A 23,742-nucleotide genomic window follows, 5' to 3' on the forward strand; every position below is an offset into this window, starting at 1 on the left:
ACAGACTGCTATCGCAGGCAAGCCAGCTCCCACAGTTGAATCGCATTTCATATTAAAAAGCCCGGCGCTCATAGAAGAGCGCCGGGCTTTTTTATTGCGGGTCGATCAGTCAGGCATCCAGCTCGGCCCAACGCTCAACCAACGCTTCCAGCTCCTGGTTCAGCGTCTCCAGAGAGGCGATGACCTTGGCGGTTTCTGCCGCAGGGCGCAGGTAGAAGCCGGCGTCAGCCATTTCCGCTTCGACCGCAGCGATCTGCTGTTCCTTGGCATCGATATCGCCTGGCAAGGCTTCCAGTTCACGCTGCAACTTGTAGCTGAGCTTTTTCTTGGCAGGCGCAGCTTCAGCAGCCGGTGCAGGCGTTTCGGCAGCGACCGGCGCCACCACCGCCGTGTTCAGGTCGGCCTTGCCCGACTTGCTCTCGGTCACGCCCAGCAGGCGCGGCGAGCCGCCCTGACGCAGCCAGTCCTGATAACCGCCCACGTATTCGCGCACCTTGCCTTCGCCTTCGAAAACCAGGGTGCTGGTGACCACGTTGTCGAGGAATTCCCGGTCGTGACTGACCATCAGCACGGTGCCGTTGAAGGTCAGCAAGACCTCTTCCAACAGTTCCAGGGTTTCCACGTCGAGGTCGTTGGTCGGTTCGTCGAGCACCAGCAGGTTGGCCGGCTTGCTGAACAGCTTGGCCAGCAGCAGGCGCGCGCGCTCACCACCAGACAGAGCCTTGACCGGCGTGCGCGCACGTTGCGGGCTGAACAGGAAGTCGCCCAGGTAGCTGAGTACGTGGCGGCTCTGGCCGTCGATGTCGATAAAGTCGCGACCTTCGGCGACGTTGTCGATCACGGTCTTTTCCAGGTCCAACTGGTGGCGCAACTGGTCAAAGTAGGCCACGTCGATGCGAGTGCCCTCTTCTACCTTGCCGCTGGTCGGTTGCAGACCGCTGAGCATCAGCTTGAGCAAGGTGGTCTTGCCGGTACCGTTGGCGCCCAGCAGGCCGATACGATCGCCACGCTGCAGGACCATGGAGAAGTCCTTGATCAGGAACGGGCCGTCCGGGTGATGGAAGCTGACGTTCTCCAGCACCATCACTTGCTTGCCCGACTTGTCGGCAGTATCGAGCTGGATATTGGCCTTGCCGGTACGCTCGCGGCGCTCACTGCGCTCGACGCGCAAGGCTTTCAAGGCACGCACGCGGCCTTCGTTACGGGTGCGACGGGCCTTGATGCCCTGGCGGATCCAGACTTCTTCCTGGGCCAGCTTCTTGTCGAACAGCGCGTTGGCGGTTTCTTCAGCCGCCAGGGCGGCTTCCTTGTGCACCAGGAAGCTGGCGTAGTCGCCGTTCCAGTCGATCAGGCCGCCACGGTCCAGCTCGAGGATGCGCGTGGCCAGGCTCTGCAGGAATGCACGGTCGTGCGTGATAAACAGCACGGCGCCCTGGAAGTCCTTGATGGCTTCTTCAAGCCAGGCGATGGCGCCGATGTCCAGGTGGTTGGTCGGTTCGTCGAGCAGCAGCAGGTCCGGCTCGGACACCAGGGCCTGGGCCAGCAGCACGCGACGACGCCAGCCGCCGGACAATTCGGCGAGGGTCTTGTCGGCCGGCAGTTGCAGGCGGCTCAGGGTGCTGTCCACCAGTTGCTGCAAGCGCCAGCCATCACGGGCTTCGAGGTCTTGCTGGACGTGCATCAGTTTGTCCAGGTCTTCTTCGGTGACGCAGTTCTGTGCCAGGTGATGGTATTGCGCGAGCAACTCGCCTACGCCGTCCAGGCCTTCGGCTACCACGTCGAACACTGTCCGTCCGTCGGCCACCGGCAATTCTTGCGGCAATTCGCCGATCTTGAGGCCCGGGGCACGCCAGACAGAGCCGTCATCGGGCTTCTGGTCGCCTTTTACCAGCTTCATCATGCTGGACTTGCCGGTGCCGTTGCGGCCGATGATGCACACCCGCTCACCACGGGCGATCTGCCAGGACACCTTGTCCAACAACGGCATGGCGCCGAAAGCAAGGGACACATCGCTGAATTTGAGCAGGGTCATACGCTTCTCCAAAAACTGGGCGCGCATTCTACCTGAGTTGAAGGTGGGATGCGGTCGGGATTTTCTGTATAGACACGTTCTGTAGGACATTTCCGGCGAACTTGAACGAACCAGCCGGCAAAGCTTTCGCGGGCCGCTGGCAAAAGGCTAAGCTAGGGGCAATCAGTGTCGGCGGTGCCGGTGCTAGTCGTGATTTCTCTGCACGGACGTCTCATGCGCAGTCGCCTTTTCAACTTTTTGTCTTGTCTGCTTCTTTCCGCCACTGCCGTTCAATCCGCCCAGGCGGTGGATCTCACCACTCAACGCCAGTATTACGATCAAGCCAAACGCGCCCTGGCCAAGGGCGACACCGGCCCTTACATGCAATACAGCCAGGCCCTGGCCGACTACCCGCTCACGCCCTATCTGGCCTATGACGAGTTGACCGCGCGCCTGAAAACCGCAAGTAACGAGGAAATCGAACAATTCCTCGCCAAACACGGCGACCTGCCCCAGGCCAACTGGATGAAACTGCGTTGGCTGCGCTGGCTGGCCGAACGCGGCGATTGGCAGACTTTTGAAAAGTACTACGACACCAAGCTCAATTTCGTCGAGCTGGACTGCCTGCATGGCCAATACCAGCTCAGCCACAACCTGAAGGCCGAAGGCTACAAGACCGCCGAAAAACTGTGGATGACCGGCAAATCCCAGCCAGCCGCCTGTGACGTCACGTTTGGCCAATGGGCCGCTGCCGGCCAACTCACCGAGCAGAAGATCTGGGACCGCGCCAAGCTCGCCGCCGAAGCGCGTAACTACGCACTGGCCAACAGCCTGGTGAAAACCCTGCCGACCCTTGGCGCCCAGGGCCGCCTGATGGTGGATGTGGCGCAAAAGCCGGACATGCTCAGCGACCCGTCACGCTTCCAGCCGGCCACCGAGGCCATGTCTGACGCCGTGGGCCTGGGCCTGCGTCGCCTGGCGCGCCAGGATCCGGACAAAGCCATGTCGCTGCTCGATGGCTACGCCAGCAGCATGCACTTCTCCCGTGACGAAAAGGTGTCGATTGCCCGCGAGATCGGCTTGACCCTGGCCAAGCGCTTCGACCCGCGTGCGCTGGAGGTCATGACCAAGTACGACCCCGAGTTGCGCGACAATACGGTTTCCGAGTGGCGCCTGCGCCTGCTGTTGCGCCTTGCGCGTTGGGAAGACGCCTACCAGTTGACCCGCAAACTCCCACAGGACCTGGCCACCACCAACCGTTGGCGCTACTGGCAGGCACGCAGCCTGGAGCTGGCCGAGCCGAAAAACCCGCAGGCTTTGGTGCTGTACAAAAACGTGGCCAAGGAGCGGGACTTCTACGGTTTCCTCGCCGCTGACCGCTCCAAAGCCCCTTACCAGTTGAACAACAAGCCGCTGGTGATGAGCCAGGCGCTGGTCAACAAGGTGCGCAATACCCCTGGGGTGCGGCGTGCCCTGGAGTTCTACGCCCGTGGCCAGATCGTCGACGGTCGCCGCGAGTGGTACCACGTCAGCCGTCATTTCAACCGTGACGAGATGGTCGCCCAGGCCAAGTTGGCCTACGACATGAAGTGGTACTTTCCGGCCATCCGCACCATCAGCCAGGCGCAGTACTGGGACGACCTGGACATCCGCTTCCCGATGGCCCACCGCGACACCCTGGTGCGCGAAGCCAAGGTACGCGGCCTGCACTCCAGCTGGATCTTTGCCATCACCCGCCAGGAAAGCGCGTTCATGGACGATGCCCGCTCCGGCGTCGGCGCCAGCGGCCTGATGCAACTGATGCCCGGCACCGCCAAGGAAACCGCACGCAAGTTCAGCATCCCCCTGGCCTCCCCGGCCCAGGTGCTGGACCCGGATAAAAACATCCAGCTCGGCGCTGCTTACCTGAGCCAGGTGCACAGCCAGTTCAACGGCAACCGCGTGCTCGCCTCCGCTGCCTACAACGCCGGCCCAGGCCGCGTGCGCCAATGGCTGCGCGGCGCAGACCACCTGAGTTTCGACGTGTGGGTGGAAAGCATCCCCTTCGACGAAACCCGCCAGTATGTGCAGAACGTGCTGTCTTATTCGGTGATCTACGGGCAGAAGCTCAACTCACCGCAGCCGTTGGTGGATTGGCATGAGCGGTACTTCGACGACCAATAAGGCTCTGAACCTGCTTCTAATGTGGGAGGGGGCTTGCCCCCGATTGCAGGCTGTCAGTCACACGTCTATTGCTGATCCGCCGCTATCGGGGGCAAGCCCCCTCTCACAGGGTCCGCACTGAACTGCAACGCCGCCAACCGCGCATACAGCGGATTGCTCGCAATCAACTGCTGATGCGTGCCCACCGCCACCAGCTTTCCCTGGTCCATCACCGCAATGCGGTCGGCATTCTTCACCGTGGCCAAACGGTGGGCGATCACCAGCGTGGTGCGCCCCTGCATCAGCTGCGGCAGCGCTTGCTGGATAAGGTGTTCACTCTGGGCGTCGAGGGCGCTGGTGGCTTCGTCCAGCAGCAGGATCGGCGCGTCGACCAGCAAGGCGCGAGCGATGGCCAGGCGTTGGCGCTGGCCGCCGGAAAGGCCCTGGCCACTTTCACCTAAGTGGGTCTGGTAGCCGTCGGGCATTTTCAGGATGAAGTCGTGGGCGTGGGCGATTCGGGCGGCGGCTTCCACCTGGGCGGTGGTGGCGGACGGGTTGCCGTAGCGGATGTTGTCCTCGACGCTGCCGAAGAACAAAGCCGGGCTCTGGGACACCAGAGCGAAATGGCGCCGCAGGTCTAACGGGTCAAGCTCGGTCAGCGGCTGGCCTTCGAGCAGGATGCGGCCTTGCTGGGGGTCGTAGAAGCGCAGCAGCAGATCGAAAATCGTCGACTTGCCCGCACCGGACGGCCCTACCAACGCCAGGGTTTCGCCCGGGTTGATGGTCAGGTTCAAGCCGTCGATGGCGTAGCTGTCCGGTCGCGAAGGATAGGAAAAGCGTAGGTCCTGCAGTTCCATGCGGCCACTGACGCGTTCCGGCAAACGTACGCCGCCTGTGGTCGGCGCCTGGATCTCGTTGCCTGACTGCAACAGCTCACCGATACGCTCGGCTGCACCAAAGGCACGCTGCAACTCGCCAAGCACTTCGCTCAGGGTGCCGACGGCGCTGCCGACAATCAGGCTGTAGAACACGAACGCCGCCAGCTCACCGCCGGAAATGCGTCCGCTGATCACGTCCATGCCGCCCACCCACAGCATCACGCCTACCGCGCCGAGCACCAGCATGATCACCAGGGTGATCAGCCAGGAACGCTGCAAGATGCGTTTACGTGCCGTGACAAAGGCGTCCTCGACGGTAACGGCGAAGCGCTGTTCGTCCTGCACCTGATGGTTATAGGCCTGCACGGTCTTGATCTGGCCCAGCGTTTCGGCGACATAGCTGCCGACGTCCGCGATACGGTCCTGGCTCAAACGCGACAGGCTGCGCACCCTGCGCCCGAAGATCAGAATCGGCGCCAGCACCAGCGGCAACGCCACCACCACGATGCTGGTGAGCTTGGGGTTAGTGATAAACAGCAACACGATGCCGCCGATCACCATCAGGGCGTTGCGCAAAAACAGCGACAGTGATGAGCCGATCACCGATTGCAGCAAGGTGGTGTCGGTGGTCAGCCGCGACTGGATTTCCGAGCTGCGGTTGTTCTCGTAGAAGCCTGGGTGCAGGTAGATCAGGTGATTGAACACCTGCCGGCGAATATCGGCCACCACCCGCTCGCCAATCCACGACACCAGGTAAAACCGCGTGAAGGTGCCCACGGCCAGGCCGAGCACCAGCAGCATGAACAGGCCTATAGACTGGTTGAGCAGATGCGGCGACTGGGTCATGAAGCCCTGGTCCACCAACAGGCGTATGCCCTGCCCCATGGACAAGGTGATGCCAGCGGTGACGATCAGCGCCAACAGTGCGCCAAGCGCCTGCCAGCGGTAGGGCGCGATAAAGCGGCTGGCCAGGCGAATCGCACGGCGTTGACGGATTGAGAACATGGAAGGATCACCAATGGAGAGTCTATACATCAACATTGGGGGAACTTGCACAAATAACAATGAGTCAGGTTAATTATGCCCACCGATGCAGGCCGCTAGAGGCTATCGGTCTAAGACTCATCTGGAAATATGTACCGGTTTCTGGTGGACTGGGTGTTCGAACCGACGAGCGTGTAAGGAGTTGTAACAGCGCGTTCATGTGGGGGAATTAAAGTAGGTACACAACCTGATGAGGAGACAGGCCATGACCTTGCAAAATAGCAGCGACGCCAAGATTGAAGTGATCCGCCAGCCGCAGCAGCTGCCTTGCTCGTATATCGATGCCAAGGGCCGGGAAGTGCAGATTACCGAAGAAATGATCCAGCAAGCCTGCAGCGAGCTGGAACAGCGACTGGTCAAGCCTGCCCAGCAAGGCTGAAGCGCCCACGCTCTTTCAAACCCGGCCCAAGTGGCCGGGTTTTTTGTGCCCCCTGTAGGAGCGAGCTTGCTCGCGAAAAACCTGAGGGCGCCGCGTTAAATCAGAAACGCTGCGCTATCGTTGACGTTTTTCGCGAGCAAGCTCGCTCCTACAGTTATAGGTGTTCGGCACCCAGAGCAGTCACGATCTGTGACAGCACCGCCGACTCCCCCTTGATGCGCACCTTCAAGCCATCGATCTCGCGACGCTCCGGATAGTGCTTGCGCAGCAGGTCGAAGGCTTGGCGCTGTTCCTGCACGGTGCCCACCAGGCTGCGGCGGAAATCCGCGTCGTCACGGCGTGGGTCGTACACACTGCGGCACAAGGTCGCCAGCGCCCAGGCCGGGTCAGTCTCAGGATGCAGGTGCATCTCGGCCAGCCAGGGGGCCGGTAGCAAATCACTTAAGTGAATACTCGGTTCCTGGCCCAGGTGCGCGCACAGCGCCTGGTAAATCTGCGCGGTGCCGCGCTGCTTGCCATCGAGGCTGTAGCCGGCAATATGCGGCGTGGCCAGCACGCACAGGTCAGCCAGGTCGACGTCCACCTCGGGCTCGCCTTCCCACACGTCCAGCACCGCTTGCAGGTCTTCGCGCGCCAGCAACACCTCGCGCAGCGCGGCGTTATCCACCACCGCACCCCGGCTGGCGTTGATCAGCCAGGTGCCCGGCTTGAGCTGTGCCAGGCGCTGGCGATCAAACAGGTGCCAGGTCGAACCGTTGCCGGACTTGATCAGCGGCGTATGCAAGCTGATCACGTCACATTGCTCGATGATCTGCTGCAGGCTGACGTAATCACTGCCCTCGGTAATCTGGCGCGGCGGATCGCACACCAACACATTCCAACCCAGGCCCTGGAGCACCTTGACCAAGCGCCCGCCGACTTCACCCGCGCCGACGATGCCGTAGGTACGCTGCTTGAGGTCAGCGCCTTCGATTTCAGCCAGGGTCTGCAAGCTGCCAAGCACGTAGTCCACCACCCCACGCGCATTGCAGCCGGGCGCGCTGGACCACTGGATACCCGCTTGCTTGAAGTAGTCGAGGTCCAGGTGGTCGGTGCCGATGGTGCAGGTGCCGACAAAGCGCACGTTACTGCCCTCAAGCAAGGCACGGTTGACGTTGGTCACCGAGCGCACCAGCAGTACATCGGCCTGCTCGACGGTGGCGCGGTCGATGGAACGGCCGGGCACGCGGCGAATCTCGCCAAACCCTTCGAAGAATGCATCGATCAGCGGGATATTTTCGTCGGCAACAATCAGCATGGCAGGCTCCTTTGGCGGATTGGCAGTGTACAGAAGATCCTGTGTGGGAGCTGGCTTGCCTGTGATTGCATCGACCCGGTTTGCCTGATGTACCGAGGTGCCTGCATCGCAGGCAAGCCAGCTCCCACAGGGATCAGCGCTGGCCCGGGCGCATCGCTTACAAATCCCTAACACAGGTTTTTTCCTGACCGCTGCGTCAACGCGTAGAATCCGCCGTCCTTGCGACTGCCTTTTTATTGGACACCTGTACGTGAACACTGCCACCGCTACCCTCTCCCGCCCCGCCCGCATCAGCCGGGAAGTGCGCGGCCTGCTGACGCTGGCCTTGCCGATCATGATCGGCCAACTGGCCACCACCGCGATGAGCTTCGTCGACGCGGTGATGGCCGGGCGCGTGAGCCCGCAGGACCTGGCGGCGGTGGGCCTGGGTAATTCGATCTGGATCCCGGTGTACCTGTTGATGACCGGCACTCTGCTTGCCACCACGCCGAAAGTCGCCCAGCGCTACGGTGCGGGCCAGTTCAGCGAGATCGGGCCCTTGGTGCGTCAGTCATTGTGGCTGGCCGTCGTGGTTGGCATCGCAGGGGCGCTGTTGTTGCTATGCGCCGAGCCGATCCTGCATGCGATGAAGGTCGAACCCGACTTGATCGAGCCGTCCATGGGCTACCTGCACGGCATCGCCGCCGGTATGCCGGCGGTGGCGTTGTACTACGTGTTTCGCTGTTTCAGTGACGGCCTGGGCCGCACACGGCCGAGCATGGTCATGGGCTTGTGCGGCTTGGCGCTGAATATTCCGCTGAACTACATCTTCATCTACGGCCACTTGGGCGTACCGGCCATGGGCGGCGTGGGTTGTGGCTGGGCTACCGCGATTGCGATGTGGGTGATGATGATCGGCCTGGCCATCTGGACGCGCTGGGGCGCGGCCTATCAAAGCAGTGAGTTGTTCAAGCGCTTCGACTGGCCGCAGTGGGCGGTGATCAAGCGCGTGTTGGGCATTGGCCTGCCGATAGGCGTGGCGATCTTTGCCGAATCGAGTATTTTTGCGGTGATCGCCTTGTTGATCGGCAGCCTGGGCGCCACGGTGGTCTCCGGTCACCAGATCGCGCTGAACGTCAGCTCCTTGGTGTTCATGATCCCTTACTCCCTGAGCATGGCCGTCACCGTGCGCGTCGGCCAGGCGCTGGGGCGCGGCGAACCTCGGGAAGCACGCTTCGCCGCCGGCGTCGGCATGGGCACCGCACTGGCGTATGCCTGCTTTTCCTGCAGCTTGATGCTGTTGTTTCGCGAGCAAATTGCAGCGATCTACACCCCCGACCCGGTGGTGATCCACCTGGCGTCGATGTTGATCGTGTTCTCGGCGCTGTTCCAGTTCTCTGACTCGATCCAGGTCACCGCCGCCGGCGCATTGCGCGGCTACCAGGACACCCGGGTGACCATGGTGCTGACCTTGTTCGCCTATTGGGGCGTGGGCCTGCCGGTAGGTTACGCCCTGGGCCTGACAAACTGGCTCGGCGAGCCCAGCGGCCCGAGCGGTTTATGGCAAGGGCTGATCGTGGGCTTGAGCTGTGCGGCGGGGATGTTGGTGGTGCGCCTGGCGCGCAGTGCACGCCGACGCATTCGGGCCGAAAAGGCGCAGGCTTAATCGGCTTTCTTGCGGATCCAGTACAGGTAGGTGCCAGCATCTTCCTGCTGACGCACCAGTTCGTGGTCGAGAAACACGCAGAACTTGGGGATATCGCGACGGGTCGACGGGTCGGTCGCGATGACCTTGAGCAGGCCGCCCGCCGGCAGGTCGCGGATGTGCTGGTGCAGCATCATCACGGGTTCCGGGCAGTTGAGGCCGGTGGCGTCGAGGGTGCCGTCAACCGGCTGTTCAAGACTCATACTTCACTCCTAAAACTGGCACCGCTCAACAATGTGGGAGCGGGCTTGCCCGCGATGACGGGGGCACATTCAACATAAACTTCGACTGTTATACCGCTTTCGCAGGCAAGCCAGCGCCCACATTTAATATCAGCGGCCTTTGGATTTCTTTACATCTACCAGGCGGCGCAGGTGACAGGTCACTTCTTCGCGATCATGGTAGAGCTGCTTGCAGCCGATCTCCACACGAATGCCACGCGCCTTGAAGCCCTCTTCGATGCGCTCCAGCAAACGCTTCACTTCGGCGTAACGCTGTTTCATCGGCAACTTCAGGTTCACCACCGCCTCGCGGCAATGCCCTTCGCCAATCCACGTTTCCAAGAGTGCCGCGTTGCGAGCGGGCTTCTCAACGATGTCGCAGACCATCCAGTCTACCGGCTGCTTGGGCACGAAGGTGAAGCCGTCGGCCATCAGATGCTGCACCAGGCCGGTGTCCATCAGGCTTTCGGCCATGGGGCCGTTGTCGATGGCAGTCACCAGCATGCCACGGTTGACCAGTTGCCAGGTCCAGCCGCCCGGTGCGGCGCCGAGGTCGACGCCGGTCATGTCGCCGTGCAGGCGCTCGTCCCACTGGTCACGGGGGATAAAGTGGTGCCAGGCTTCCTCCAGCTTGAGGGTCGAACGGCTGGGCGCGTCACGCGGGAACTTGAGGCGCGGGATGCCCATGGGCCACATCGCCGAGTTGTTCGACTCGGCCAGGCCCATGAACACTTCGCGGCCGCTCTTGAAGGTCAGCAGCAGGCGCGGCTTGCTCGGGTCGTCCACCAGCTTGCCGGCGTTAAGCAGGGCTTTGCGCAGGTGCACTTCGAATTTCTTGCAGAAGTTCGACAGTTCCTTGCCGTCATTGGTGTCGACCATCTCCAGCCACAAGCTGCCGCACAGCGGAAACTCGCGCAGGTGGGCGAGGATCACGCTGATGCGGTCGGTTTCCGGCAGGTCGATAAACACCCCGCGCGCCCACTGCCTGGGGAAGATCAGCTCGGCAAAGCGCTGGCCGTGCATCAGGCGCTGGGCGCCGTCTTCTTCGGTGCAGACAAATTCGGCGCAGGCGCTGCCGGTCTTGGCCTTGGCGTAGCCGGAAACGTTCAGGCGCGCAGCGTGCTCCGCGATCTCGGAACAGACTTCGCCTTCAAAACCCGGGCGGCAGTGCATAAAAAGGGTGTTCATTGAATCTCCTGGTGAATCAACCGGCGTTGCGCTATCGCAATACCTGTCATGAAAACGCGCGCATGATAGCCGAGTTCGGAACCTTGGACTCAGCGATAGAGTCCAGTTATTAGCCTGCTAATGAAAACAGCGCTAACGTGATAGCTCTGTTCGTCCCGTCAGGTCCGTAGCCGTGCGGACCATAAGGAGTCATGTAATGTCATCCCTTGATAGCCTGAGAACCCTTAAGACACTGCAAATAGACAGCAAAACCTACCACTACTTCAGCCTGCCCGAAGCCGCCAAGAGCCTGGGTGACCTGGACAAGCTGCCGATGTCCCTCAAGGTGCTGCTGGAAAACCTGCTGCGCTGGGAAGACGCCAAGACCGTCACCGGCACCGACCTCAAGGCCATCGCCGCCTGGCTCAAAGAACGCCAGTCCGACCGCGAGATCCAGTACCGCCCCGCTCGCGTGCTGATGCAAGACTTTACCGGGGTACCCGCCGTGGTCGACCTGGCCGCCATGCGCGCTGCCGTGGCCAAGGCCGGGGGTGACCCACAGCGCATCAACCCGCTGTCACCGGTGGATCTGGTGATTGACCACTCGGTGATGGTCGACAAGTTTGGCAGCACCAGCGCCTTCGAGCAGAACGTCGATATCGAGATGCAGCGCAACGGCGAACGCTACGCCTTCCTGCGCTGGGGCCAGAGCGCCTTCGACAACTTCAGCGTGGTACCACCGGGTACCGGCATTTGCCACCAGGTCAACCTCGAATACCTGGGCCGCACCGTATGGACCAAAGAGGAAGACGGCCGCACCTACGCCTTCCCCGACACCCTGGTAGGCACCGACTCCCACACCACCATGATCAACGGCCTCGGCGTATTGGGCTGGGGCGTGGGCGGGATCGAAGCCGAGGCGGCGATGCTTGGCCAGCCGGTGTCGATGCTGATCCCGGAAGTGATCGGCTTCAAGCTCACCGGCAAGCTCAAGGAAGGCATTACCGCCACCGACCTGGTGCTGACCGTCACGCAAATGCTGCGCAAGAAAGGCGTGGTGGGCAAGTTCGTGGAGTTCTACGGCGACGGGCTGGCCGATTTGCCCCTGGCCGACCGCGCGACCATCGCCAACATGGCACCGGAATATGGCGCGACCTGTGGCTTTTTCCCGGTGGATGAGGTGACCCTGGACTACCTGCGCCTGTCCGGCCGCCCGGCTGAGACGGTCAAGCTGGTGGAAGCCTATACCAAGGCCCAGGGCCTGTGGCGCAACGCCGGCCAGGAGCCGGTCTTCACCGATACCCTGGCCCTGGACATGGGCACTGTCGAGGCCAGCCTTGCCGGGCCCAAACGCCCCCAGGACCGCGTCGCCCTGCCGAATGTAGGCCAAGCGTTCAGCGATTTTCTCGACCTGCAATTCAAGCCCACCAGCAAAGAAGAAGGCCGCCTGGAAAGCGAAGGCGGAGGCGGCGTTGCCGTGGGCAATGCCGACCTGGTCGGCGAGGCGGATTATGAATACGAAGGTAACACCTATCGCCTGAAAAACGGCGCGGTGGTGATCGCCGCGATTACCTCCTGCACCAACACTTCCAACCCCAGCGTGATGATGGCGGCCGGGCTGGTGGCGAAAAAAGCCGTGGAAAAAGGCCTGACCCGCAAGCCCTGGGTGAAAAGCTCCCTGGCGCCGGGCTCCAAAGTGGTCACCGACTACTACAAGGCTGCGGGCCTCACCCAGTACCTGGACAAGCTTGGCTTCGACCTGGTGGGCTACGGCTGCACCACCTGTATCGGCAACTCCGGCCCCCTGCCCGAGCCGATCGAAAAAGCCATCCAGAAGGCCGACCTCACCGTGGCCTCGGTGCTGTCCGGCAACCGTAACTTCGAAGGCCGCGTGCACCCACTGGTGAAAACCAATTGGCTGGCCTCGCCACCCCTGGTCGTCGCCTACGCGCTGGCCGGCACCGTGCGCATCGACATCAGCAGCGAGCCGCTGGGCAATGACCAGCAGGGTAATCCGGTGTACCTCAAGGACATCTGGCCCAGCAGCCAGGAAATCGCCGAGGCGGTGGCCCAAGTCAGCACCAGCATGTTCCACAAGGAATATGCCGAAGTGTTTGCCGGCGACGAGCAATGGCGAGCCATTGAAGTACCGCAGGCAGCCACCTACGTATGGCAGCAGGATTCCACCTACATCCAGCACCCGCCGTTCTTCGACGACATTGCTGGCCCGCTGCCGGTGATCGAGGACGTCAAGGGCGCCAACGTGCTGGCCCTGCTGGGGGACTCGGTAACCACCGACCACATCTCCCCTGCCGGCAATATCAAGGCCGACAGCCCGGCCGGGCGCTACCTGCGCGAACAGGGCGTGGAGCCGCGTGACTTCAACTCCTACGGCTCACGCCGGGGCAACCATGAAGTGATGATGCGCGGCACCTTCGCCAATATCCGTATCCGCAATGAAATGCTCGGCGGCGAAGAAGGCGGTAACACGCTGTATATCCCTACGGGCGAGAAAATGGCGATCTACGATGCCGCCATGCAGTACCAGGCCTCGGGCACACCGCTGGTGGTGATCGCCGGCCAGGAATACGGCACCGGCTCCAGCCGCGACTGGGCAGCCAAGGGCACCAACCTGCTGGGCGTCAAGGCGGTGATCGCCGAGAGCTTCGAGCGTATCCACCGCTCCAACCTGGTAGGCATGGGCGTGTTGCCGTTGCAGTTCAAGCTGGATCAGAACCGCAAGACACTCAAGCTCACTGGCAAGGAGAAGATCGACATCCACGGGCTGACCGATGCCGAGATCGAGCCGCGGATGAACCTGACGCTGGTGATCACGCGGGAGGATGGCAGCAGCGAGAAGGTTGAGGTGCTGTGCCGGATTGATACCTTGAATGAAGTGGAGTACTTCAAGGCCGGTGGGATTCTGCACTACGTGCTGCGCCAGTTGATCGCCTCTTAAGAGCAACGCAGATCAAAGGTGGGAGCTGGCTTGCCTGCGAAAGCGGTGGGTCAGCCAACATTTTTATAGCTGATACTCCGCCATCGCAGGCAAGCCAGCTCCCACAGTCTTGATCACATTCCAGGCATGAAAAAGGCGCTGTATCTTTCGATACAGCGCCTTTTTATGGTGTGCGGTTTAGCCGAACAGCCACTTCCAGAGCAGCACCAGCACCACCACCGCCAGCACCGGCCGCGCAATGCGGTAGGCTTTGGGATGCTTGCGCTTCCACTGTTTGACCTGGCCGCTGAACTTGTCGCTGAAGGTCTTGCTCCAGGCGTACGCCTGGTTGATGCCGCCCACGCGCTCGTCATCGAGGTTCTGCGGTGCGGTTGCTCGGCCCAGTTGCTTGCTGACCCAGCGGTTGATGCGGGTCATCACGCGGTTGCTCAATGGCCGCTCGATGTCGCAGAACAGGATCACCCGCGTCTGTTCGGTTTCGTTTTTGACCCAGTGCACGTAGGTTTCATCGAACATCACGTCTTCACCGTCGCGCCAGGCGTAGACCTGGCCGTCGACGAAGATACGGCAGTCGTCGGAGTTCGGCGTGGACAGCCCCAGGTGATAACGCAGGGAACCGGCAAACGGATCGCGGTGCGGGTTGAGGTGACTGCCGCCCGGCAACAGCGCAAACATCGCGCCCTTGACGTTAGGGATGCTGCTCACCAACGCCACGGTCTTGGGGCACAGCGCCTCGGCCGATGGCAGCGGTTTGTCGTACCACTTGAGGTAAAAACGCTTCCAGCCCTTCTTGAAAAACGAACCGAAACCAGCGTCGTTGTTCTTTTCGGCGGCGCGGATGTAGCCCTCGTCGAACAGGTGCATGGCCTCTTCGCGGATAACTTCCCAGTTGTCCTTGAGCACATCCAGTTCCGGGAACTTGCTGCGGTCCAGGTAGGGCTTGGACGGCACCGCGGAAAACAGGTACATCAGGGCGTTATATGGGGCGAACAGCGCCGAATGGTTGACGAACTGACGCAACATCGGCAAACGGGCCTTGCCACGCAGGTGCACATACAGCGTGCTGCCGATGAACAGCAGCAACACCGACAGTTTGGCGGCCAAAGAAAAGGTCATGCAGCAACTCCTGGAAATAAGCGCCTGGCCAGCAAATTTCCGTCAATGGGAAACCAGACGTAACAGCCGGCCATGATAAACACTTGAGCCATTATGCAGAAGGCCCAGACCGACCGGGTGACATACATCAACCTTGTGGCGAGGGAGCTTGCTCCCGCTGGAGTGCGAAGCGCTCCCAGAATAATGGGGCCGCTGCGCAACCCAGCGGGAGCAAGCTCCCTCGCCACAGGGTTGCCCTTAAGATCAGGCCTGGTTTTCCTGCTCGGTAAACAAATCGCTGAACAACATGCTCGACAGGTAGCGCTCACCGGAGTCCGGCAAGATCACCACAATAGTCTTGCCCTGCATCTCCGGCTTCTCGGCCAGGCGCACGGCCGCGGCCATGGCGGCGCCACAGGAGATCCCGCACAAGATGCCTTCTTCCAGCATCAAGCGTCGGGCCATGGCTTTGGACTCCTCGTCGGTCGCCAGCTCCACGCGGTCGACCATCGACAGGTCGAGGTTTTTCGGCACGAATCCGGCGCCGATACCCTGGATCTTGTGGGGGCTGGGTTTGATCTCTTCACCCGCCAAGGCCTGGGTGATCACCGGGGAAACCATGGGTTCCACGGCCACCGACAGAATCGGCTTGCCCGCCGTGTTCTTGATATAGCGTGATACTCCGGTGATCGTGCCGCCGGTCCCCACGCCTGCCACCAGCACGTCCACGGCGCCATCGGTGTCGTTCCAGATTTCCGGGCCGGTGGTTTTCTCGTGGATCGCAGGGTTTGCCGGGTTATCGAACTGGGCCGGCATAAAGTAGGTGGCCGGGTCGCTGGCGACGATCTCGGCAGCCTTGTCGATGGCGCCCTTCATGCCCTTGGCCGGCTCGGTCAGCACCAGTTCGGCGCCCAGAGCCTTGAGCACTTTACGGCGCTCAAGGCTCATGGACGACGGCATGGTCAGCAGCAATTTGTAGCCACGGGCGGCGGCGACAAACGCCAGGCCGATACCGGTGTTGCCCGAAGTCGGCTCGACAATGGTCATGCCCGGCTTGAGCTTGCCGCTGCTTTCTGCATCCCAGACCATGCTGGCGCCAATGCGACACTTGACCGAATAACTCGGGTTGCGCCCTTCGATCTTGGCCAGGATCGTCACGCCACGCGGTGCGATGCGGTTGATCTGAACCAGAGGCGTATTACCGATGGAGTGCGCGTTGTCTGCGAAGATGCGGCTCATGACGATTCCTGTTGTCGAGACTTTGGGAAAGGCCCCAAGGGTATGCCTCGTGCTCCCAAGCGTCCAGAAGGAGGAACGTTGCGACGATCAGAACAGTCAATCCCCTACAAGCTAGGAGAACTGCCCAATGAAACGTCGCTACAGTTGGCCGTTAGGGACAATCGCCGCTCTGGTGCTAGTCCTGATTGCCGTGCACATCGCGCTGCCCTACCTGGTGCGCAACTACCTGAACGACAAACTCGCCAACATGGGCGATTACCGTGGCGAGATTGCCGATGTGGACCTTGCGCTATGGCGCGGCGCCTACCGGATCAACGGCCTGCAAATCGTCAAGGTGGACGGCAAGGTCCCGGTGCCGTTCGTCAAGGCGCCGCTGATCGAGTTCGCAGTGAGCTGGCATTCGCTGTGGTACGACCATGCCGTCGTGGCCGAGGGGCATTTTGTGCGCCCGCAGATCAACTTCGTCGATGGCGGGGCCAACAAACAGGCGTCGCAGACCGGTAAGGGCACCGACTGGCAGGAACAACTGCGCAAGCTGCTGCCGATTACCCTCAATGAAGTGCGCATCGAAGACGGCGAGATCGCCTTCCATAACTTCAGCTCCAAGCCCCAGGTGAACATCAACGCCACCGCGGTCAACGCCAGCTTCTATAACCTGACCAATGTGGTGGATGTCAAAGGCAAGCGCGATGCACGCTTTGAAGGCAAGGCACTGCTGCAAGGCCAGGCGCCTCTGGAAGCCAACGCCACCTTTGACCCGCTGAGCGATTTCGAAGAGTTCGAGTTCCGCTTCCGCGCCCGCGACCTGCAACTAAAACGCATGAATGACTTCGCCTCTGCCTATGGCAAGTTCGACTTCAAGGCTGGCACAGGCGATGTGGTGATTGAAGCCCAGGCTGAAAATGGCCGGCTCACCGGCTACATCAAGCCGCTGCTGCGCGATGTGGAGGTGTTCGACTGGCAACAAGACGTTGAAAACCAGGACAAGAATATCTTCCGTTCGATCTGGGAAGCCGTGGTGGGCGCCAGCGAAACCGTGCTGAAAAACCAGCGTAAAAACCAGTTCGCCACCCGTGTAGAGCTGAGCGGTAGCGTGCATCAGCAAAATGTCAGTGCGTTTTCTGCGGTGATCGCGATTCTGCGCAATGGGTTCATCCAGGCGTTCAATGCTCGTTACGAACAGCCCAAGCCCAGCGCTGATTAACCCTGTGGGAGCTGGCTTGCCTGCGATGGCGGTGGGTCAGCCAGCTCATCTGTCACTGATACACCGTCATCGCAGGCAAGCCAGCTCCCACACTTCCTGCATGGGCCAGGGCTGATGTGACCCGCCATTCAGAGACTGAATGCCCCGTCTGCGTTCACAGTCGCCGGGGCTGCGCGGTATAGTCAGGCCATTGATGAATTCGAGGAATGACCGATGAAGTTCGAAGGCACCCAGGCCTATGTGGCTACCGATGACCTGAAACTGGCCGTCAACGCCGCCATCACCCTGGAACGGCCATTGCTGGTCAAGGGCGAACCGGGCACCGGCAAGACCATGCTTGCCGAGCAACTGGCCGAATCCTTCGGCGCCAAGCTGATCACCTGGCACATCAAGTCCACCACCAAGGCGCATCAGGGCCTCTACGAGTACGACGCAGTGAGCCGCTTGCGTGACTCGCAACTGGGCGTGGACAAGGTCCACGATGTGCGCAACTACCTGAAGAAGGGCAAACTCTGGGAAGCCTTCGAGTCCGAAGAGCGGGTGATCCTGCTGATCGATGAAATCGACAAGGCCGACATCGAGTTCCCCAACGACCTGCTGCAAGAACTCGACAAGATGGAGTTCTACGTCTACGAAATCGACGAGACCATCAAAGCCAAGAAGCGCCCGATCATCATCATTACCTCCAACAACGAAAAAGAGCTGCCGGACGCGTTCCTGCGCCGCTGCTTCTTCCACTACATCGCCTTCCCCGACCGCACCACCCTGCAAAAGATCGTGGATGTGCACTACCCGGACATCAAGAAAGACCTGGTCAGCGAAGCGCTGGACGTGTTCTTCGATGTGCGCAAGGTGCCGGGCCTGAAGAAAAAACCGTCCACCTCCGAGCTGGTCGACTGGCTCAAGCTGCTGATGGCCGACAATATTGGCGAAGCAGTGCTGCGCGAGCGCGACCCGACCAAGGCCATCCCTCCCCTGGCTGGCGCCCTGGTGAAGAACGAGCAAGACGTGCAGTTGCTGGAGCGTCTGGCGTTCATGAGCCGTCGCGGTAATCGCTGATGCTGCTCAACCTGTTCAACGAAATGCGTGCCGCCAAGGTACCGGTGTCGGTGCGCGAGCTGCTCGACCTGATCAACGCGCTCAAACAGCGCGTGACCTTCGCCGACATGGACGAGTTCTACTACTTGGCCCGGGCGATCCTGGTCAAGGACGAGCGGCATTTCGACAAGTTCGACCGGGCCTTCGGCGCCTATTTCAACGGCCTGGAAAAGCTCGACGACCACCTGCAGGCGCTGATCCCCGAAGAATGGCTACGCAAGGAATTCGAACGTTCCTTGAGCGATGAGGAACGCGCGCAGATCCAGTCCCTGGGTGGCCTCGACAAGCTGATCGAGGAGTTCAAGAAACGCCTGGAAGAACAGAAAGAACGCCACGCCGGTGGCAACAAGTGGATCGGCACCGGCGGCACCAGCCCCTTTGGTTCTGGCGGCTACAACCCTGAAGGCATTCGCGTCGGTGACGCCGGCAAGCGTCAGGGCAAGGCGGTGAAAGTCTGGGACCAGCGCGAGTACAAGAACCTCGACGACCAGGTGGAACTGGGCACGCGCAACATCAAGATCGCCTTGCGCCGCCTGCGCAAGTTTGCGCGCCAGGGCGCGGCCGAAGAGCTGGATATCGACGGCACCATTGACCACACCGCCCGCGATGCCGGCTTGCTGAATATCCAGATGCGCCCCGAACGGCGTAACACTATCAAGCTGTTGCTGCTGTTCGACATCGGCGGCTCGATGGATGCCCACGTGAAGATCTGCGAAGAGCTGTTCTCCGCGTGCAAGACCGAGTTCAAGCACCTGGAGTATTTCTACTTCCACAACTTCGTGTACGAATCGGTGTGGAAGAACAACCAGCGCCGTACTTCCGAACGCACCTCCACCCAGGACCTGCTGCACAAATACGGCGCCGACTACAAAGTGATTTTTATCGGCGATGCGGCCATGGCGCCCTATGAAATCACCCAGGCCGGTGGCAGCGTCGAGCATTGGAACGAGGAGCCCGGGTATGTGTGGATGCAGCGTTTCATGGCCAAGTACAAGAAGCTGATCTGGATTAACCCCTACCCGAAAGATACCTGGGGCTATACGGCGTCGACGGGGATTGTGCGGGAGTTGGTGGAGGATCAAATGTATCCGCTGACGCTGCGCGGGCTTGAAGAGGGCATGCGTTTTCTATCCAAGTGAACCCTGGCCTGTAGCCGATGCTATCGGCTACAGGCACGGCACTCAGCAGTGCTCGTTGTCGATCCAGGAAAACCTGAGAAAGAGCGCAGCGAACTGTTTGATCAGTTCAGAATCCTGGCGGTCTACTTTCCCGTCGTTGTTCACATCCTGATTGATCGAAACACTGGCCCCTTGACCATTCCCGTCGCTGTATACCGCCGCCGAATAGACGATGGTTTCATCTCGAGGGTCTCCCTCGCCATGGTGGAAGTGCAGCCGTACCGTATCAGGAATCCCGTTGTCATCGAAGTCGCCGGCAAACACCTTCAGGTATTTGTCAAAGGGCTCATCGAGACTGAACCACTGGAAAGCCAGAAACAGCTGGGAAAACTCCAGTGCCATCTCCCGGTCAACCTTGTCGACAATGCCGTCTTGATTGAGATCATCCGCAATAATCCAGTCAAACTGGCCATCGTCAGTAATATCAAATGCCGTTGCCCGATGCACAAGCGCGGGGGTTTGGGCGGTGTCATAAAACTCCAGATAGACCACATCCGGAATATCGTTATCGAGTACATCCTGGGCATATATCTTCAAATAGCGCATAGCAAAGCCTGATAGTGAATAAGCCAATCAAGGCTTGCATGGCTGTGCGCTGGGGCAAAGACGACAAAATTCTGCAATGTCGTAGGACTCATCTTTAAAACCCACTTACGCTGAAAACCTGCGTAAATACTCTATGTGCTGCCGATGCGCAGCCTCCTGCACCACCGGTGCCAACCGCACCTTCTCCCCCGGCAAACACTGCGCCAGCCGCGCCAAGGATAAAGGCGTCAACGCGCCCAACCGCGGATAACCACCGATCGTCTGCCGGTCATTGAGCAACACAATCGGCTGCCCATCCGGGGGCACCTGGATCGCGCCCAACGGTATCCCTTCGGAAATCAACGACGGCCCCTGATACTGCAATGGCGTGCCGAGCAAACGCACGCCCATACGGTCGGCACGGCTGTCCAGAGACCATTCGGCGTTGAAGGCATCAAACAGGCTCTGCCCGCTGAACTGGCCTATCTGCGCGCCGATGATCACGTCCAGTGATGCAGCGGATTGCACATCCGGGTTGGCCAGCACCTTCATTGCACCGCCCGTACCGGAATAAGCCAACCGCCCGCCTTCGGCCAAGGCTTTGCCGAAACCGTCCACCCCGCCCAATGCCTCGCGCACGACCGTGGCACAACTGCCCAGTACAGTCTGCGCATCAAAGCCACCGGGCGCGGCCAGATAAGCGCGTGCCCCATTGCACGGCTGGGTGAAGCGCAGTCGCTGGCCCTTTTGCAGGATAAAACTGCGACCGGGGCTTATCGCCCGCTCATCGACATAGGCGCCCAGGTCCGCACCGGCCAAGGCCAGCAGGCAATAATCCTCAGCCTCTACGGTAAAGCCCCCAAGGGTGATCTCCACCACCGGCGCATCTAGGGCATTGCCCAAAAGCCAGTTGGCCCAGGACATCGACACCCAATCCAGCGCGCCGCCCTGGGTCACGCCCAGATGACGCACGCCGAATCGCCCGCCGTCTTGCAACAGGCACAGCGGCGTGCTGGCCTCGATGATCAAGCGGCTCATGCCTGCGCCTCCAGCGGCGTGTCGTCGCCACCCAAGTGGATGAATTGCGCGTGGCTGACCGCTTCGAAGCGCACCGTGTCGCCGGGCTGCATAAGGCTGTAGCCGTCGCGCTCACGGTCGAACAGTTTGGCCGGGGTGCGGCCGATCAGGTTCCAGCCGCCTGGGGATACAACCGGGTAAGCGGCGGTCTGCCGTTCGGCGATACCGACACTGCCAGCGGCCACGCGTTTGCGCGGCGTGTTCAGGCGCGGGGTGGCGAGCACTTCGTCCACCAGCCCCATAAAGGCAAACCCAGGGGCAAAGCCCAGGGCGAATACCTGGTACTCGTGGGCGCTGTGGCGGCGGATCACCTCCTCCACGGCCAGCCCGCTGCGCTGGGACAACAAGGTCAGTTCCGGGCCGACACTCAGGTCGTACCACACTGGCAACACATGGCACTGGCCGCTGCCCTGGGCCTGGGGTTGCAGATCGGCGAGGGCCTGGTCAATCAGCGCCCGGGCCTGGGCCGGGGTTAGCGCAGTGAGATCGTAATGCACCATCAAGGTGGTGTAGGACGGCACCAGGTCCACCAATGCCAAGCCAAAGCCATTGCGCAGGCGCTCGGTAGCCGCGAGCATCCACGGCATGTTGGCTTCGGCGATCACGTCAAACAGACGCACCATCAGGCAGTCGATCGCCACCACTTCGATGCGTGGGTTCATGCTGTTTTCAACGCTTCGCGGATCCGCTGCACGGCAGCCACCGAGCTGGCGTTGTCGCCATGCACACACAGGGTATTGGCCTGGAGTACCAATGGACTGCCGTCGCTGGCAATCAGCGATTCGCCACGGGAAAGGGTCAGGGCCTGCTGCACAATGGTTTCGCTGTCATGGTGCACCGCGCCGGGCAACTGGCGGGAAACCAGATGGCCCTTGCTGTCATAGGCACGGTCGGCAAAGGCTTCGAACCACAGCGTCACCCCGTATTCATCACCCAACGCTTGGGCCGCGCGGTTATCCCGGGTGGCCAGCAGCATCAGCGGCAGGTCGCCGTAGGCGGCCACGGCCTGGATCACCGCACGCAACTGCGCGGGGTTGGCCATCATGTCGTTGTACATCGCACCATGGGGTTTCACATAGCTGACGCGCCCGCCCTGAGCGCGGCAGATGCCGTCCAGCGCACCGATCTGGTAGTGCAACAGGTCCTGGATTTCCTGCGGCGTGTAGTTCATGGAGCGCCGGCCGAAGCCTTGCAGGTCCTGGTAGGCCGGGTGGGCGCCCACTTGTACGCCGTGCTTGAACGCCAGGCTGACGGTCTTGCGCATGATGCTCGGGTCGCCGGCATGGAAGCCGCAGGCCACGTTGGCGCAATCAATGAACGGCATGACTTCGGCATCCAGACCCATGGTCCAGTTACCAAAGCTTTCGCCGATGTCGCAGTTCAGTAGCAGGCGGCTCACGGTGGTCGCTCCTGTAGGCTTTGTTTTCTTGTAGTGTGGGATTTTTTACACAGAACTCGCAACTTGTCCTGACACCCCGACGACGCTTATCGTGGAATAGCTCGATTTTTGGCGCTTGCCCGCTGCGACGTCCAACTAATAAAAACCGATCCATGCATAAGAAAAAGTTGATCCCATGAATTTGAAGTTCCTCGAAACCTTCGTCTGGGTGGCCAGGCTCAAGAGCTTCCGGCTCACGGCCGAGAAGCTGTTCACCACCCAGGCCTCGATTTCCAGCCGCATTGCCGTGCTTGAAAGCGAGCTGGGCGTGAAGCTGTTCCTGCGTGACTCGCGAGGCGTGAGCCTGACCCCGGAAGGCTTGAAAGTGCTCGACTATGCCGAGCAAATGATGGTGACCATGCAGGGTTTGAAGCAGTCTCTGGAGACCACCAGCAGCAAGGTCGGGCGCATTCGGATCGGCGCGATGGACACGGTGATCCACACCTGGCTCAGCCCGCTGGTCGCTGAACTGATGAAACTGTTCCCGCTGGTGGAGATCGAGCTGATCGCCGATACCGCGCTGAACCTCAGCGATCAGCTACAAAAAGGCTTTCTTGACCTGATCCTGCAAACCGACCTGCTGCGCCTGGAAACCGTGCGCAGCCTGGAACTGGCCAGCCACCCCATGGCCTGGATCGTGGCCAGCCAGTCGATCTACAACCGCGACTACGCCTCCCTCGCCGAACTGGCCCAGGAGCGCATCATCACCTACTCGAAAAACTCTCACCCGCATCAGGACGTGTTGAGTTTGATGCAGGCCAATGGCGTGGCCGCACCGCGCATGAACTGCGTGAACTCGGTGTCAGCGATTACCCGGTTGCTGCGCGATGGCTTCGGTATCGGCGCACTGCCGCCGGTGCTGGTGAGCGAAGAGCTGGAGCGAGGGGAATTGGTGATGCTGCCAATGGCCCAGCGCCTGCCGAACTTGCAGGTGGTGGTGTCGTGGCGCGTAGGAGTGGAGTTGGTGGAGGAAATTGTGGGGTTGTGCCAGAAAGTCGTCGCCCGCTATGCCGAGCAAGTCGGTGCAGAACGCATGCAACTGCATAAACCCGATTAATCGTTCCCATGCTCTGCGTGGGAACGCAGCCTAGGGCGCTCTGCGCCTC

Annotated in this window: 19 protein-coding genes; 8 read left to right on the forward strand and 11 right to left on the reverse strand. The window is 61.1% G+C overall.

The annotated features are described in order from the left end of the window. Nucleotides 1-109: 109 nt before the first annotated feature. Nucleotides 110-2,032, reverse strand: coding sequence for an ATP-binding cassette domain-containing protein (locus APH41_RS15380; RefSeq protein ID WP_034126642.1), 1,923 nt, complete (start codon nt 2,030-2,032; stop codon nt 110-112). Nucleotides 2,033-2,245: 213 nt separating this feature from the next. Between APH41_RS15380 and APH41_RS15385 the strand changes: the two genes are divergently transcribed. After that, nucleotides 2,246-4,174 carry a transglycosylase SLT domain-containing protein gene (locus APH41_RS15385; RefSeq protein WP_054919957.1) on the forward strand — a complete coding sequence of 643 codons (1,929 nt, stop codon included), beginning with the start codon at nt 2,246-2,248 and terminating at the stop codon, nt 4,172-4,174. 65 nt (nt 4,175-4,239) lie between these two features. On the opposite strand, the gene APH41_RS15390 is transcribed toward APH41_RS15385, so the two are convergent. Next, nucleotides 4,240-6,066, reverse strand: coding sequence for an ABC transporter ATP-binding protein/permease (locus tag APH41_RS15390; RefSeq protein WP_164919347.1), 1,827 nt, complete (start codon nt 6,064-6,066; stop codon nt 4,240-4,242). A 214-nt stretch (nt 6,067-6,280) separates the two neighbouring features. Between APH41_RS15390 and APH41_RS29065 the strand changes: the two genes are divergently transcribed. After that, nucleotides 6,281-6,454 (forward strand): PA1571 family protein, encoded by a 174-nt coding sequence (locus APH41_RS29065; RefSeq protein ID WP_014717504.1) that lies wholly within the window; start codon nt 6,281-6,283, stop codon nt 6,452-6,454. 154 nt (nt 6,455-6,608) lie between these two features. On the opposite strand, the gene pdxB is transcribed toward APH41_RS29065, so the two are convergent. After that, a complete protein-coding gene (gene pdxB, locus APH41_RS15400; RefSeq protein ID WP_054919962.1) occupies nt 6,609-7,751 on the reverse strand; it encodes a 4-phosphoerythronate dehydrogenase PdxB in 1,143 nt (380 codons plus the stop codon). A 250-nt stretch (nt 7,752-8,001) separates the two neighbouring features. Here pdxB and APH41_RS15405 point away from each other — a divergent pair, with 250 nt between their 5' ends. Next, nucleotides 8,002-9,396: an MATE family efflux transporter gene (locus tag APH41_RS15405; protein ID WP_014717502.1), complete on the forward strand. Its 1,395-nt coding sequence runs from the start codon at nt 8,002-8,004 to the stop codon at nt 9,394-9,396. Here APH41_RS15405 and tusA read toward each other — a convergent pair. Then, nucleotides 9,393-9,638, reverse strand: a complete 246-nt coding sequence (gene tusA / locus APH41_RS15410) for a sulfurtransferase TusA (RefSeq protein ID WP_054919964.1) — start codon at nt 9,636-9,638, stop codon at nt 9,393-9,395. The two genes, APH41_RS15405 and tusA, sit on opposite strands and share 4 nt — an antisense overlap. 129 nt (nt 9,639-9,767) lie before the next feature. Continuing rightward, complete coding sequence (gene rlmM, locus APH41_RS15415) at nt 9,768-10,844, reverse strand: 23S rRNA (cytidine(2498)-2'-O)-methyltransferase RlmM (protein WP_054919968.1); 1,077 nt, start codon at nt 10,842-10,844, stop codon at nt 9,768-9,770. Nucleotides 10,845-11,040: 196 nt separating this feature from the next. Between rlmM and acnA the strand changes: the two genes are divergently transcribed. Further along, nucleotides 11,041-13,782 carry an aconitate hydratase AcnA gene (acnA, locus tag APH41_RS15420; RefSeq protein WP_054919971.1) on the forward strand — a complete coding sequence of 914 codons (2,742 nt, stop codon included), beginning with the start codon at nt 11,041-11,043 and terminating at the stop codon, nt 13,780-13,782. A 177-nt stretch (nt 13,783-13,959) separates the two neighbouring features. On the opposite strand, the gene APH41_RS15425 is transcribed toward acnA, so the two are convergent. After that, nucleotides 13,960-14,898, reverse strand: a complete 939-nt coding sequence (locus APH41_RS15425; RefSeq protein WP_005786126.1) for an aspartyl/asparaginyl beta-hydroxylase domain-containing protein — start codon at nt 14,896-14,898, stop codon at nt 13,960-13,962. A gap of 243 nt (nt 14,899-15,141) precedes the next feature. Beyond that, a complete protein-coding gene (cysK, locus tag APH41_RS15430) occupies nt 15,142-16,116 on the reverse strand; it encodes a cysteine synthase A (RefSeq protein WP_054919974.1) in 975 nt (324 codons plus the stop codon). A gap of 127 nt (nt 16,117-16,243) precedes the next feature. On the opposite strand from cysK, the gene APH41_RS15435 reads away from it, so the two are divergent. From APH41_RS15435 to APH41_RS15445, 3 genes are all read left to right on the forward strand, one after another. After that, entirely contained in the window at nt 16,244-17,320 is a 1,077-nt protein-coding gene (locus APH41_RS15435; RefSeq protein ID WP_054898991.1) for a DUF748 domain-containing protein, read from the forward strand. Between the two features lie 213 nt (nt 17,321-17,533). Then, on the forward strand, nt 17,534-18,379 hold the full coding sequence (locus APH41_RS15440; protein WP_003210690.1) for a MoxR family ATPase: 846 nt from the start codon (nt 17,534-17,536) through the stop codon (nt 18,377-18,379). Next, the gene (locus APH41_RS15445) at nt 18,379-19,557 is read left to right on the forward strand and encodes a VWA domain-containing protein (protein WP_003189625.1); all 1,179 of its coding nucleotides are present in this window, start codon (nt 18,379-18,381) and stop codon (nt 19,555-19,557) included. Before APH41_RS15440 ends, APH41_RS15445 begins: the two co-directional genes overlap by 1 nt. Nucleotides 19,558-19,599: 42 nt before the next feature. Here the strand turns inward: APH41_RS15445 and APH41_RS15450 are convergent, their stop codons facing one another. The 4 genes from APH41_RS15450 to APH41_RS15465 form a co-directional block, all read right to left on the reverse strand. Then, nucleotides 19,600-20,142, reverse strand: a complete 543-nt coding sequence (locus APH41_RS15450) for a hypothetical protein (protein ID WP_054919976.1) — start codon at nt 20,140-20,142, stop codon at nt 19,600-19,602. Between the two features lie 105 nt (nt 20,143-20,247). Continuing rightward, on the reverse strand, nt 20,248-21,159 hold the full coding sequence (locus tag APH41_RS15455) for a biotin-dependent carboxyltransferase family protein (protein WP_054919978.1): 912 nt from the start codon (nt 21,157-21,159) through the stop codon (nt 20,248-20,250). Further along, complete coding sequence (locus APH41_RS15460; RefSeq protein WP_054919980.1) at nt 21,156-21,860, reverse strand: allophanate hydrolase subunit 1; 705 nt, start codon at nt 21,858-21,860, stop codon at nt 21,156-21,158. Before APH41_RS15460 ends, APH41_RS15455 begins: the two co-directional genes overlap by 4 nt. After that, entirely contained in the window at nt 21,857-22,597 is a 741-nt protein-coding gene (locus tag APH41_RS15465) for a 5-oxoprolinase subunit PxpA (RefSeq protein WP_034126630.1), read from the reverse strand. The genes APH41_RS15460 and APH41_RS15465 overlap by 4 nt, the downstream gene beginning before the upstream one ends. A 175-nt stretch (nt 22,598-22,772) precedes the next feature. Between APH41_RS15465 and APH41_RS15470 the strand changes: the two genes are divergently transcribed. Continuing rightward, complete coding sequence (locus APH41_RS15470) at nt 22,773-23,693, forward strand: LysR family transcriptional regulator (protein WP_034126629.1); 921 nt, start codon at nt 22,773-22,775, stop codon at nt 23,691-23,693. The last annotated feature ends 49 nt before the right edge of the window (nt 23,694-23,742 follow it).

This window comes from Pseudomonas sp. NBRC 111138 (genome assembly GCF_001320835.1).
Lineage (GTDB): Bacteria > Pseudomonadota > Gammaproteobacteria > Pseudomonadales > Pseudomonadaceae > Aquipseudomonas > Aquipseudomonas paracarnis.

Coding starts and splice junctions, on each gene's coding strand:
- APH41_RS15440 (WP_003210690.1), top strand. CDS start 17,534: ATGAAGTTCGAAGGCACCCAGGCCTATGTGGCTACCGATGACCTGAAA.
- pdxB (WP_054919962.1), bottom strand. CDS start 7,751: ATGCTGATTGTTGCCGACGAAAATATCCCGCTGATCGATGCATTCTTC.
- rlmM (WP_054919968.1), bottom strand. CDS start 10,844: ATGAACACCCTTTTTATGCACTGCCGCCCGGGTTTTGAAGGCGAAGTC.
- APH41_RS15435 (WP_054898991.1), top strand. CDS start 16,244: ATGAAACGTCGCTACAGTTGGCCGTTAGGGACAATCGCCGCTCTGGTG.
- APH41_RS15390 (WP_164919347.1), bottom strand. CDS start 6,066: ATGTATAGACTCTCCATTGGTGATCCTTCCATGTTCTCAATCCGTCAA.
- APH41_RS15425 (WP_005786126.1), bottom strand. CDS start 14,898: ATGACCTTTTCTTTGGCCGCCAAACTGTCGGTGTTGCTGCTGTTCATC.
- APH41_RS15460 (WP_054919980.1), bottom strand. CDS start 21,860: ATGAACCCACGCATCGAAGTGGTGGCGATCGACTGCCTGATGGTGCGT.
- APH41_RS29065 (WP_014717504.1), top strand. CDS start 6,281: ATGACCTTGCAAAATAGCAGCGACGCCAAGATTGAAGTGATCCGCCAG.
- acnA (WP_054919971.1), top strand. CDS start 11,041: ATGTCATCCCTTGATAGCCTGAGAACCCTTAAGACACTGCAAATAGAC.
- cysK (WP_054919974.1), bottom strand. CDS start 16,116: ATGAGCCGCATCTTCGCAGACAACGCGCACTCCATCGGTAATACGCCT.
- APH41_RS15445 (WP_003189625.1), top strand. CDS start 18,379: ATGCTGCTCAACCTGTTCAACGAAATGCGTGCCGCCAAGGTACCGGTG.
- APH41_RS15455 (WP_054919978.1), bottom strand. CDS start 21,159: ATGAGCCGCTTGATCATCGAGGCCAGCACGCCGCTGTGCCTGTTGCAA.
- APH41_RS15385 (WP_054919957.1), top strand. CDS start 2,246: ATGCGCAGTCGCCTTTTCAACTTTTTGTCTTGTCTGCTTCTTTCCGCC.
- APH41_RS15470 (WP_034126629.1), top strand. CDS start 22,773: ATGAATTTGAAGTTCCTCGAAACCTTCGTCTGGGTGGCCAGGCTCAAG.
- tusA (WP_054919964.1), bottom strand. CDS start 9,638: ATGAGTCTTGAACAGCCGGTTGACGGCACCCTCGACGCCACCGGCCTC.
- APH41_RS15380 (WP_034126642.1), bottom strand. CDS start 2,032: ATGACCCTGCTCAAATTCAGCGATGTGTCCCTTGCTTTCGGCGCCATG.
- APH41_RS15450 (WP_054919976.1), bottom strand. CDS start 20,142: ATGCGCTATTTGAAGATATATGCCCAGGATGTACTCGATAACGATATT.